Source organism: Shouchella patagoniensis (assembly GCF_002019705.1).
GTDB lineage: Bacteria > Bacillota > Bacilli > Bacillales > Bacillaceae_D > Shouchella > Shouchella patagoniensis.
This window is the reverse complement of the sequence record NZ_KV917377.1, coordinates 1,281,018-1,293,720: the sequence shown is the minus strand read 5'-3', so window position 1 is coordinate 1,293,720 and position 12,703 is coordinate 1,281,018. Positions and strand designations below refer to the sequence as shown.

Here is a 12,703-nt window from a genome sequence, read left to right as displayed (position 1 = left end):
CAAGGAGGAGTACCAGTGTCTTCAGAACAAGAATTTGAGAAACCAGTCATAGAATTAAGACAAAAAATTACTGACCTTCGTTCATTTGCTCAGGAGCGCGACCTTGACTTGAGCTCAGAAATTAAAAAGATGGAGCAACGTCTGGCTGAATTAGAAGAAACAGTCTATGGCAATTTACAGCCATGGGAACGTGTGCAAATTGCTCGTGATCACGAACGTCCAACTACATTGGATTATGTCGAAGCCCTTTTTGATGATTTCTTAGAAATGCATGGAGATCGATTGTTTGGTGATGACAAAGCAATTGTTGCAGGGATTGCGTCCTACAAAGGACAACCTGTTACTGTTATTGGACATCAGCGAGGTAAAGATACAAAGGAGAACATCGCTCGTTTTTTTGGTTCGCCTCATCCAGAAGGGTATCGCAAAGCGCTACGTCTTATGAAACAAGCGGAAAAATTTAATCGTCCGGTTATATGTTTTATAGACACAAAAGGAGCTTATCCTGGAAAATCTGCTGAGGAACGTGGTCAAAGTGAAGCGATTGCGCGTAACTTAATGGAGATGGCTGGGCTAAAAGTGCCTACAATTAGCATTGTTATAGGAGAAGGTGGAAGCGGCGGTGCGTTAGCGCTTGGTGTAGCTGATCGAATATATATGCTTGAGAATTCCACTTACTCTGTTATTTCTCCAGAGGGAGCAGCGGCTCTATTATGGAAAGATGCAACTCAAGCAAAGCGCGCGGCTGAAACTATGCGTATTACTGCTCCTGATTTATATGATTTAGGTATTATTGATTCGATTATTTCAGAACCTAAAGGTGGAGCGCAAAGAGATGTGGCTGCACAAGCGAAAGAAATTGGACTCATTTTAGATCATTCATTAGAAGAATTACGCTCAAAACAAGTAACAGATTTGTTGGATGAGCGATATGAAAAGTTCAAGAAAATGGGAAAATTATCAGAAGAAAGTGTTCAAACGTAACCATTTTCATTTGGAAGTGCTTTCATTGACGTGGAAGCACTTTTTGCGGTGGGAAAGCACTTGTATTCACGAAATCAAAGTGGTATCTTTACATGCAGAGACTGAAGAAAAACAAGCATGTTGTTTTGATATAGTGTGTTAGGAGGAGTAAGATTTGAAGCGTATAGGCGTGTTGACAAGTGGAGGAGACTCCCCAGGGATGAACGCGGCAATTCGAGCGGTAGTTCGAAAAGCGATCTATCATGGATTAGAAGTGTATGGAATATCGTACGGTTATCAAGGGTTAATTGATGGAGATATTAAGAAGATGGAACTGGGTTCCGTTGGGGATATTATCCACCGTGGGGGGACAGTACTTTATACAGCTCGTTGTGAAGAATTTAAAACACTAGAAGGCCAGAAAAAAGGAATCGAGCAGCTGAAGAAGTTTGGAATTGAAGGCTTGGTTGTTATTGGTGGAGATGGCTCATATAGAGGTGCACAAAAGCTTAGTGAGCATGGTTTTCCAACAGTAGGTGTTCCAGGAACAATTGACAATGATATACCAGGAACAGACTTTACAATTGGCTTTGACACTGCATTAAATACGATTATTGATGCAATCGATAAAATTCGCGATACAGCAACATCGCATGAACGTACGTATGTTATTGAAGTAATGGGGCGTCATGCAGGTGACCTTGCACTATGGGCTGGACTTGCTGATGGTGCTGAAACAATTGTTATTCCTGAAGAAAAGCATGATATGGAGCAAATTTTAGCTAATATTAAGCGTGGACAAGAACGAGGCAAAAAACATAGTATCATTATCGTCGCAGAAGGCGTTGGCTCAGGATTTGATTTTGGTGAGCGCATTAGTAAAGAGATGGATATGGAAACGCGGGTAACTGTTCTTGGTCATATTCAACGCGGTGGTTCTCCAACAGGGGCTGATCGCGTATTAGCAAGCCGTCTGGCTGCAAAAGCAGTGGATCTTTTGTTAGAAGGTAAAGCGGGAATGACAGTAGGCATTCAGAAGAACGACATTGTCTATCACTCAATTAATGAAATACTTGAGTTGCCTCACACGATTGATACAAGAATGTACAAGCTTTCACAAGAATTGTCGATTTAAATGATACCTAGGAGGAACAAGATGCGTAAAACAAAGATTGTCTGTACAATCGGACCAGCAAGTGAAACAGTAGATAAGTTAGTGAATTTAATTGAAGCGGGAATGAATGTAGCAAGATTAAATTTCTCACATGGTGATTTTGAAGAACATGGCGCTCGCATTCAAAATATCCGAGAAGCGTCTAGACAAACAGGAAAAACGGTTGCAATTTTATTAGATACAAAAGGACCGGAAATTCGCACACAAACGGTTGAAGGCGGAGCAATTGAACTTGTAAAAGGACAAAAGCTTATTGTATCTATGGAAGAGGTACAAGGTACAACGGAAAAAATTTCGATTACCTACCCTGGTTTAGTAGATGATGTCCATGTCGGCAGTACGTTATTATTAGACGATGGTTTAATTGGTTTAGAAGTAACCGAAGTCCATGAAAAAGAACTAGTAACAATTGTTCACAACAGTGGAACATTAAAAAACAAAAAAGGTGTTAACGTGCCGAATGTAAGTGTTAACTTACCAGGTATGACTGATAAAGATGCAGCAGATATTGTTTTTGGTGTTGAACAAAATGTTGATTTCATCGCTGCTTCGTTTGTACGTCGCGCTTCTGATGTACTAGAAATCCGTGAATTGCTTGAAAAAAATGGTGCGGCAGATATCGCTATCATTCCTAAGATCGAAAACCAAGAAGGTGTAGACAATATCGACGAGATTTTGGAAGTTTCGGATGGTTTAATGGTCGCACGTGGAGACTTAGGCGTAGAGATTCCGGCTGAAGAAGTTCCCCTAGTACAAAAGCTGTTAATTAAGAAAAGCAATGAGTTGGCGAAGCCTGTCATTACTGCAACGCAAATGCTTGATTCGATGCAACGCAACCCTCGTCCGACTCGAGCTGAAGCAAGTGACGTAGCGAATGCGATTTTTGATGGTACAGATGCAATCATGTTATCGGGTGAAACAGCTGCTGGTGATTATCCAGTTGAATCTGTTCAGACGATGCACAATATTGCAAGTCGAACAGAACAAGCGCTTAACTATGACAACATTCTTCGTAAAAAGAGTCGTGAAGCAAAACTAACGATTACAAGTGCGATCGGACAATCTGTTGCCCATACAGCGTCTAACTTGGATGCTGCTGCAATTCTTACGGCGACAGAAAGTGGTTATACAGCGAGAATCACATCAAAATTCCGTCCAAAGTCTCCGATTCTTGCAGTAACAAGTAATGAACGTGCTCATCGTAAAATGTCTCTTGTTTGGGGCGTAACATCAATGCTTGGTGAAAAAGCGAGTTCAACTGATGAAATGCTTGATAGAACAGTTGATATTGCTGTTAAAGCAGGTTTTGTAAAACGCGGTGATCTTGTTATTATTACTGCTGGAGTGCCTGTTGGTGAGACTGGTACAACAAATTTACTGAAAGTGCATATGCTTGGTGAGATTGCTGCCAAAGGTCAAGGTATTGGTCGCCGTTCTGCTTCAGGCAAAGTCGTTATTGCCCAAAACGCTGATGAAGCGAATGCAAAAGTGTCTGAAGGAGATGTACTCGTTACAAAATCAACAGATAAAGACATGATAGAGGCTTTTGAAAAAGCTGTCGCAGTTATTACAGTTGAAGGTGGATTAACTTCTCACGCGGCTGTTGTTGGTTTAAATTTAAGCACGCCTGTCATTGTTGGAGTTGAAGAGGCTTTAGAACTATTTAAAGATGGTGATGAAGTGACAGTCGACAGTGTGACCGGAAACATTTACAGTGGTCACGCACGTGTATTATAATAAAGAAAAGGAGAGGGTCTTCCTCTCCTTTTTTCTAGTTATTGAAAGTGAGGGGCAAAGATGAAAAAATTATTTTTGGCCACCGTAATTGCAGTTCCACTCATTGAATTAACATTAATTGTCTTGTTTGTGAATTGGTTGGGGGTATGGCCAACTTTGCTGTTGATGCTATTGACAAGTGTTGTTGGTGTGTTGTTTGCAAAAAGACAGGGTTTACAAACGTTACGTTTAGCTCAGTTGCAAATGCAAAAAAATCAAGTCCCGAGTCAAGTCTTATTAGATGGTGTGTGTATTTTTGTTGGGGGCGCTTTGTTGGTCTTACCTGGATTCTTAACGGATATGATGGGGTTAATCATATTATTACCTTGGACAAGAACAATTGTAAAAGCTGCACTGCTAAAGCTTGCTCACGCGATGATTACAAAAGGGAATTTCGTTGTTATCCGCAGGCGCTAAACTTGTCTTATTTTGCTGGATATAGCCGTATTTTTGAATTTGTGGTATTATATGAAGTGCCTAGGTTGTAGGGAGGAATAGAACGTTGATATCTCAAGCATCGCTGTTTTTGCTATTGCTAATGGTAATTGCACTAATTGCTAAAAACCAATCTCTTATGATTGCAATTGCTGTTCTGCTCATTATAAAATGGACAGGGATTGGCGATAAAGCGTTTCCTCTTATACAAACAAAAGGAATTTCTATAGGTGTCACCATTATTACCATCGCTGTATTAACGCCAATTGCCACTGGCGATATCGGCTTTAAGCAGCTTGGCGAAGCAACAAAATCGTTATACGCATGGGTGGCATTAGGGAGCGGCATAGCCGTAGCATTAGTGGCTGCAAGCGGTCTTGATTTGCTGGAAAATGATCCACATATTACTGCAGCGCTTGTATTTGGTACCATTATAGCCGTTGCGCTTTTTAATGGTGTTGCGGTAGGCCCTTTAATTGGGGCAGGTATTGCTTATTTAGTAATGCGTGCCATACAGTTCTTCTCACAATTAGGGGGGTAAGGAGAGTGCGCAAACACGTTCGCGTTGATTGCGTATCCGCTTCACTTGGAAACTGTACGCCGGTGGAGGATTTTTGAGAGAAAAGGAGAGATATAGGTGACTACAACTCGTGGTTTAGAAGGTATTGTTGCAACACAGTCTAGCGTAAGCTCGATCATTGATGATGAATTAACATACCAAGGGTATGGTATTGATGATTTAGCTAATAATGCAAGTTTTGAAGAAGTGATTTATTTACTTTGGAATGGTGAACTTCCGTCCCAAAAAGAATTGAAATCGTTTTCAAATGAACTTGCTTCTGAAGCAGGTGTGCCTGAAGAAATTTTCACTCAAATGAAAGCCTATCCAATTAACAAAGTCCACCCAATGGCTGCGTTACGCACCGCAATTTCGACGCTTGGTCTATTTGATGAAAACGCAGAAGAAATGAATGAAGAAGATAATTACAAAAAAGCAATTAAACTTCAGGCTAAAATTCCGACAATTGTTACGGGTTTTGAGCGTATTCGTTCTGGTAAAGAACCGGTACAGCCTAAAAAAGAATTGTCATTTGCAGCTAACTTCCTTTACATGTTAAATGGAGAAGAGCCAGATGAGCTTTCTGTCGAAGCGTTTAACAAAGCCCTCGTTCTTCATGCTGATCATGAGCTTAATGCATCAACATTTACAGCGCGTGTCTGCGTTGCAACACTGTCTGATGTATATTCAGGTTTGACTGCTGCAATTGGTGCTTTAAAAGGACCTCTCCACGGTGGAGCAAACGAGGCTGTAATGAATATGCTTTTGGAGATTGGTGAACCGGAAAATGTTGAACCTTATTTACGCAAAGCTTTAGATAACAAAGAGAAGGTTATGGGTTTTGGTCACCGCGTTTATAAAAATGGTGATCCGCGTGCAAAACATTTACGTGATATGTCAAATCAATTAACAGAAGTGGTCAAAGAGTCAAAATGGTACGATATGTCTTTACAGATAGAGGAAATGATCACTAAAGAAAAGGGCTTGTTGCCAAACGTTGATTTTTATTCCGCAACTGTATACCATAGTCTTGGGATTAAACACGACCTGTTCACACCGATTTTTGCTGTGAGCCGTACTTCTGGATGGCTAGCTCATATCTTGGAGCAGTATTCAAATAACCGTTTAATTCGTCCTCGTGCTGAGTATGTAGGTCCGAATAAGCGCAATTATGTATCGGTAGAATCGCGCTAATTTTCTTAGAGCGGAGCGATTCCGTTCTACATAATAAGACAAATGGAGGTAATAAGAATGGCAGCAGAAAAAATCCAAACAACTAATGGTGTATTAAATGTACCGAATGAACCGATTGTCCCATTTATTGAAGGAGATGGAACGGGTCCAGATATTTGGGCGGCAGCTTCTCGTGTACTTGATGCAGCGGTGGAGAAAGCATACAATGGTGAGCGTAAAATTCACTGGAAAGAAATTTTAGCAGGAGAAAAAGCATACAACCAAACAGGTGAATGGCTACCAGCGGAAACATTAGATGCTGTGCGTGAGTACTTAATTGCTATCAAAGGTCCTTTAACAACACCTATTGGTGGGGGAATTCGTTCTTTAAATGTAGCGCTTCGTCAAGAACTTGATCTTTATACATGCTTGCGTCCAGTTCGTTACTTTACAGGTGTGCCTTCTCCAGTTAAGCGCCCTGAAGATACAAACATGGTTATTTTCCGTGAGAATACAGAAGATATTTATGCAGGTATTGAATTTAAAGAAGGCTCTGATGAAGTGAAAAAATTAATTTCTTTCCTTCAAGATGAGTTAGGCGCTAAAAACATTCGTTTCCCTGAAACTTCCGGAATTGGTGTTAAACCAGTATCTAAAGAAGGAACAGAACGCCTAGTACGTTCAGCAATTCAATATGCTCTTGATGAAGGTCGTAAGAGCGTTACCCTTGTGCATAAAGGGAACATTATGAAGTTTACTGAAGGTGCTTTTAAGAGCTGGGGTTATGATCTTGCTGAGCGTGAGTTCGGTGAAAAAGTGTTTACATGGGCAGAATACGATAAAATTGTTGAAGAAAGCGGACGTGAAGCAGCTGATAAAGCTCAAAGTCAAGCAGAAGCAGCTGGCAAAATTATCGTAAAAGATTCAATTGCTGATATCTTCTTACAGCAAATCTTGACTCGTCCAAAAGAGTTTGATGTTGTTGCAACAATGAATTTGAATGGTGATTATGTATCGGATGCTCTTGCTGCACAAGTTGGCGGAATTGGTATTGCTCCAGGAGCAAATATTAATTACGATACAGGGCATGCGATTTTTGAAGCAACTCACGGAACGGCTCCTAAATATGCTGGTCTTGATAAAGTGAATCCATCGTCAGTTCTTTTATCAGGAGACTTGCTTCTTCGTCACTTAGGTTGGACAGAAGCGGCTGACTTGATCATGGGTTCTATGGATAAAACAATCGCAAGCAAAGTTGTTACTTATGACTTCGCTCGTCTAATGGACGGAGCTACCGAAGTATCGTGCTCTGGATTTGCAGACGAATTGATTAAAAATCTATAAATCTATCATCTGAAGAATGAGATCCACTATACGTTGAGGAGTGTTTTGGCATGGCAATTAAACGAAGAAAAGTTTCTGTAATTGGTGGAGGTTTCACTGGCGCAACAACTGCGCTAATGGTCGCCCAAAAAGAGCTAGGGGACGTTGTTTTAGTTGACATCCCCGACATGGAAGGTCCAACAAAAGGGAAAGCACTTGATATGATGGAATCTACTCCAGTTCAAGGTGTTGATTCCAATGTTGTTGGAACATCTAGCTATGAGGATACAAAAGATTCGGATGTTGTTGTCATAACTGCGGGTATAGCTCGCAAGCCAGGCATGAGCCGCGATGATTTAGTTGCGACTAACGCAAAGATTATGAAGGCTGTCACAAAAGAAGTGGTTAAGCATTCTCCAAATTGCTATATCATTGTCTTAACAAATCCTGCTGACGCCATGACGTATACGGTTTATAAAGAATCGGGTTTTGAAAAGAACCGTGTGATTGGCCAGTCTGGTGTGCTGGATACAGCGCGTTTTCGGACCTTTATCGCTCAAGAACTAAACTTGTCTGTTGAAGACATCACAGGTTTTGTGCTAGGAGGCCATGGTGATGATATGGTACCACTTATTCGTTATTCAGCAGCTGGGGGGGTACCGCTTTCTACATTGATTTCTCCAGAACGCTTAGAAGAAATTGTTGAGCGGACACGTAAAGGTGGCGGAGAAATTGTTGGACTTTTAGGCAACGGTAGCGCTTATTACGCTCCAGCTGCATCGCTTACGCAAATGGTTGAAGCGATCTTAAAAGACAAGAAGCGCGTTATTCCTACAATTGCATACCTTGAAGGCGAATATGGACAAACTGATTTATACCTTGGTGTTCCAACCATTCTTGGCGGCGATGGGATTGAAAAAATCATTGAGCTGGAGTTGACAGAGGAAGAAAAAGCACAGCTTGAAAAATCTGCAAAATCCGTTCGTGATGTAATGGAAGCATTGCCAACAGCTTAATAGATGATAAACCTCTTCTGCAATTTTGCAGGAGAGGTTTTTTACTAATCATTTTGAAGAAAGCATATTAGGTTAGAAGAAATTTGCAACAGTAAGAGTGACTTTCAGGTATTTATGGAAATGTTAAACTGTTGAAACGAATAAACGTAAAGCAAGGTATGGGAGGACGCTTTAACCTGGAACTGGTTTCTTGTAGACATTATGATGAGGGAGTGTTTTGCTATCTTCGTTTTCTTTAATCGTTTGATGAAAGAATGGATATAACGTAAATGCTGTTTTTCACATGTAAAGTTAATTAAGCGCTAGCTTCCGCTACGGTTGATTTTTTGACTTTTATTATGTTTTCTTTTTTTACAAAGCTTTGTTTAAACAGGCTAATAACTTTTGAAATAATTAAAATCGACAATATCGAAAATAGTCCATGAATGAAACCGATCGTTAAAAAACTTAATGTAACGACAATGGCATCAAAAATTAAATTTGTCTTACCAGGGTCAAAGCCTGATTTCTTTTGAAGGAACAAGGCAAGAATATTAGCGCCACCAAGTGAAGCCTGGTTTTGAAAGAGTATAGTTAAACCGATGCCAATTAGTAAACCTCCAAAAACAGAGCCTGCAAACATAGGGACAGAAAATGCAGGTAAGTAACTATCAATCGCGGTTAAAAGAGAAAGAGTTGTGACTGATAAAGCAGTGACAATCGTAAAAGATAACCCCATGCGCATTACTGAAAAGACGTAAAACGGTATGTTTACTAGGAAAAATAAAAGTGCAAAGGGGAGATTAAAAATATAGGAGAGACTAAGTGTTAGACCTGCTGTTCCACCAGTGACTAAACCAGCGTGTCGAAGCAATAAGATGCCACATGCTGCGAGTACACAACCCGCAAAAATGGCCATGACTTTTTTTGTATGAATCATCTGCAAATCACCTTTTATCTATTATTACTATAATCTTATAAGACATTTAAAGTCTTTTGCATATCAACTAGTAGGATCTTCTTATTTATGGTTTAATAAATGAAGGGAATTATTGAGTTTTTGATTCAATTTGGAAAAGGTGAATAGTGATGGATAAAATGGATCGCGACATACTTAAGCTTCTGCAAGAAAATGCGCGAATGACAATTAGTGAATTATCAAAGGAGCTATCGCTAAGTCGACCAAGCATGTCCGAGCGATTGTTAAGACTTCAAGAAAAAGGTGTAATTGAAGGTTTTTCGGCGAGAGTATCATTAAAAAATATTGGGAAAAATATATTATTGCTCATTCAAGTAAGTGGATTGAAAGTATCACTAAACGAATTTGAGGATATGGTAAAAAGAGAGCACGAGATTATTGAATGCCATCGAGTAACTGGTGAAGTTAGTTATTTTATCAAGGCAGCGGTTTCCGATGTTAATAGTATGCGGAAATTAATTGATCGACTTATCCCTTATGGAACGATTAATACGTCTACCGTGTTAAATTCACCTGTTCCTCATCGAGTCATTTTGCCAGATAGTGAGGTCTAACTGAAGAAAGTCTGCTATACTCAAAAGTAGAGAGAGAGAGACCGTTCAAACCATTGAATAAGGGGTGTAAGAAGCACTTATGGCCAAACGCATTTTAGTTGTAGATGATGAACCTTCAATTTCAACATTGCTTCAATATAACTTGGAGCAAGCCGGATTTGAAGTTGAAACAAAAATGGATGGGCTCGCTGGATTTGAACGAGCGAAAGAAGTACCTTTTGATTTAATTATTTTGGATTTAATGTTGCCAAACATGGATGGGATGGATGTTTGTCGTCATTTAAGACAAGAACAAATTTTTGTCCCCATTTTAATGCTAACTGCTAAAGATGATGAATTTGACAAAGTGTTAGGCTTAGAGTTAGGTGCCGATGATTATATGACCAAGCCATTTTCACCACGTGAAGTTGCTGCTAGAGTTCGAGCTATTTTACGCAGGGTTGATCAAACTCAAGCGTCAAAAGACGATGTGGCAGTAAAGGGTAAAGGAAAAGTCATTAAAGACTTGACGATTTATCCTGATAACTATGAGGTGTATGTGAAGCAGAAATTATTAACTCTTACACCTAAAGAATTTGAATTACTTGTTTATTTAGCTGAACATAAGGGCAGAGTTCTAACAAGAGATCAATTGCTAAATGCAGTTTGGAATTATGAATTTGTTGGTGATACAAGGATTGTAGATGTTCATATTAGTCATTTACGCGAGAAAATTGAACCAAATGCAAAAAAACCAATTTATATAAAGACGATAAGAGGACTTGGATATAAGCTGGAAGAACCGATAGAGAATGAATAAGCTTCGTAATCGATTTATTTTTAGCATCATGCTTGTTGTAACAATTGTTTTACTGGCACTGGGGGTAACGCTAGGTGCATGGTCAAATGAGCGGTATCATGATTTTGTTTCGGATCGTATGAAAAGTGAAACAGCTTTGACATCTTGGGCAGTGCTTGAGGATGGTTTTCCAGAACGAGAAGAAGCTGAACGTGTCGCCCGAGAAGTGGGAGAGTTGTTTGAAGCTCGAATTACTATTTTAGATGAGAATGGTACAGTACTCGGCGATTCATGGGCCAACCCAAATGAAATGGAAAACCATATTGATCGCCCTGAAATCCAGCGTGCACTAACAGATGATGAACCAGAATTACGTTTTAGCGAAACGATAGGCGCCGATCTATTGTATTATGCGCTGCCATTGCATATAGATGAACAGCTTGTTGGTTATGTTCGCGTTGGATTATCGATTGAGTCATTTAATGAAATGAACCAAATGGTATGGACGGTCATGGCTGTTAGTTTTATCGTAGCTTTTTTGATTATTTTATTGCTCATTGCTCGAATAACGAAACAAATTATTCGACCAATTGATGACGCTACTAAAGCTGCCATTCGATTGGCCGAAGGTGATTATAATACGCGCACATATGAAGACCAGCATAAAGAGTTAGGACTTCTTGGTAGGTCGATAAATGTATTAGCTTATAATTTACAACAACTCTCGCGGCGTCATCAAACCCAGCAGGAGCAGATGGCTGCATTAATAGACCATATGGGGAGCGCTCTATTGTTTATGAACGTTAGAGGCGATGTTGAACTCGTGAATCAAACGACAGAACAAGTCTTTCGTGTCACAAGCAAAGAGCTTATCGGCAAACCATATTATGAGGTACTGCCAAGTCAAGGACTAATTTCATTCTTGCAATCGGTTTATATGACTGAAAAGAAGCAGCGCAGTCAAATTAATTGGACTGAAAATTATATTACGAAGGTATACGATGTTTATGGTGCTCCTGTTTTAGCGAAGTCTGGTCGACTTAGAGGGGTGACGGTTGTTCTTCATGACATCACCGAACAAAAAAAGCTTGAACAAGTACGTAAAGATTTTGTTGCTAATGTATCTCATGAGTTAAAAACACCAGTAACATCCATTAAAGGGTTTGCTGAAACACTTATTGATGGGGCGCTTGCTGACCCTGTCGCATCAAAGCAATTTTCGGAGATTATTTGGAAAGAAAGTGATCGACTGCAAATGTTAATTATTGATCTACTTGAATTATCAAAAATTGAAAATGCGCAGTTTCAATTGAATGTAGAACAAATTTCTTTACGGGAGATTACGGAAGAAGCAATGGCTTTACTTGATTCAAAAGCTGTAGAAAAAGAAATGGATTTATCAGTAAAGGAAACGGGGAGTTCAATCATTGAGGGCGATGCTCAAAGGTTAAAACAAATTATTCTCAATTTGGTGACCAATGCGATTGCTTATACGCAGTCAGGTGGAAGTGTTGAGGTATCGTTGATAGAGAAAAAAGAAGCGGTTGAACTTCAAGTAAAAGACACTGGGATTGGTATACAACCTCAGGAAACACAACGGATCTTTGAACGTTTTTATCGAGTTGATCGTGCAAGAAGTCGTAATTCAGGTGGTACGGGATTAGGGTTGGCAATTGTTAAACACTTAGCAGAAGCTCACTTTGCGAAATTAGAAGTAGAAAGTGAAGAAGGGATTGGGACGACCTTTATAGTGTCATTCCCTAAACGACATATGCAATCTTAACCATATCTTTACAATCTGTTTATACCTCGTTTACGTAATCGTTTTAAACTAAAATAGAACGGTTAAGAAAATGATCAGCGTACCCTCTGCTGATCGACCCTATGTTAAGACAAGAGCCATTGGCTCTTGTCTCTTTTTCTTTTTCTTTTGCGTACATTCGTTCCCGTTTCTTTTTCCTTTCAAGCTCGTTATGGTACAATAGCTACACATG

Annotated in this window: 12 protein-coding genes; 11 read left to right on the top strand and 1 reads right to left on the bottom strand. The window is 39.7% G+C overall.

Annotated elements, in window-relative coordinates:
• Nucleotides 1-15: 15 nt before the first annotated feature.
• The 8 genes from BK584_RS06950 to mdh all read left to right on the top strand — a co-directional run bounded on the left by BK584_RS06950 (nt 16) and on the right by mdh (nt 8,419).
• Nucleotides 16-984, top strand: coding sequence for an acetyl-CoA carboxylase carboxyltransferase subunit alpha (locus BK584_RS06950; protein ID WP_078391925.1), 969 nt, complete (start codon nt 16-18; stop codon nt 982-984).
• Between the two features lie 154 nt (nt 985-1,138).
• Complete coding sequence (gene pfkA / locus BK584_RS06945; RefSeq protein ID WP_078391924.1) at nt 1,139-2,098, top strand: 6-phosphofructokinase; 960 nt, start codon at nt 1,139-1,141, stop codon at nt 2,096-2,098.
• 21 nt (nt 2,099-2,119) lie between these two features.
• Nucleotides 2,120-3,874, top strand: a complete 1,755-nt coding sequence (gene pyk / locus BK584_RS06940) for a pyruvate kinase (protein ID WP_078391923.1) — start codon at nt 2,120-2,122, stop codon at nt 3,872-3,874.
• Between the two features lie 60 nt (nt 3,875-3,934).
• Nucleotides 3,935-4,330: an FxsA family protein gene (locus BK584_RS06935; protein ID WP_078391922.1), complete on the top strand. Its 396-nt coding sequence runs from the start codon at nt 3,935-3,937 to the stop codon at nt 4,328-4,330.
• Between the two features lie 85 nt (nt 4,331-4,415).
• Nucleotides 4,416-4,889: a DUF441 domain-containing protein gene (locus tag BK584_RS06930; RefSeq protein WP_078391921.1), complete on the top strand. Its 474-nt coding sequence runs from the start codon at nt 4,416-4,418 to the stop codon at nt 4,887-4,889.
• Nucleotides 4,890-4,985: 96 nt separating this feature from the next.
• Nucleotides 4,986-6,101, top strand: coding sequence for a citrate synthase (gene citZ / locus BK584_RS06925; RefSeq protein WP_078391920.1), 1,116 nt, complete (start codon nt 4,986-4,988; stop codon nt 6,099-6,101).
• A gap of 57 nt (nt 6,102-6,158) precedes the next feature.
• Nucleotides 6,159-7,424, top strand: a complete 1,266-nt coding sequence (gene icd, locus BK584_RS06920) for an NADP-dependent isocitrate dehydrogenase (RefSeq protein ID WP_078391919.1) — start codon at nt 6,159-6,161, stop codon at nt 7,422-7,424.
• Between the two features lie 50 nt (nt 7,425-7,474).
• A complete protein-coding gene (gene mdh / locus BK584_RS06915) occupies nt 7,475-8,419 on the top strand; it encodes a malate dehydrogenase (RefSeq protein WP_078391918.1) in 945 nt (314 codons plus the stop codon).
• Nucleotides 8,420-8,714: 295 nt separating this feature from the next.
• Here the strand turns inward: mdh and BK584_RS06910 are convergent, their stop codons facing one another.
• Nucleotides 8,715-9,338, bottom strand: coding sequence for a YitT family protein (locus BK584_RS06910; protein WP_078391917.1), 624 nt, complete (start codon nt 9,336-9,338; stop codon nt 8,715-8,717).
• Nucleotides 9,339-9,487: 149 nt separating this feature from the next.
• On the opposite strand from BK584_RS06910, the gene BK584_RS06905 reads away from it, so the two are divergent.
• The 3 genes from BK584_RS06905 (at nt 9,488) to pnpS (ending at nt 12,492) form a co-directional block, all read left to right on the top strand.
• Entirely contained in the window at nt 9,488-9,931 is a 444-nt protein-coding gene (locus tag BK584_RS06905) for an Lrp/AsnC family transcriptional regulator (RefSeq protein WP_078391916.1), read from the top strand.
• 79 nt (nt 9,932-10,010) lie between these two features.
• Entirely contained in the window at nt 10,011-10,730 is a 720-nt protein-coding gene (locus tag BK584_RS06900) for a response regulator transcription factor (protein WP_078391915.1), read from the top strand.
• Nucleotides 10,723-12,492 carry a two-component system histidine kinase PnpS gene (gene pnpS / locus BK584_RS06895; protein ID WP_078391914.1) on the top strand — a complete coding sequence of 590 codons (1,770 nt, stop codon included), beginning with the start codon at nt 10,723-10,725 and terminating at the stop codon, nt 12,490-12,492. The genes BK584_RS06900 and pnpS overlap by 8 nt, the downstream gene beginning before the upstream one ends.
• The last annotated feature ends 211 nt before the right edge of the window (nt 12,493-12,703 follow it).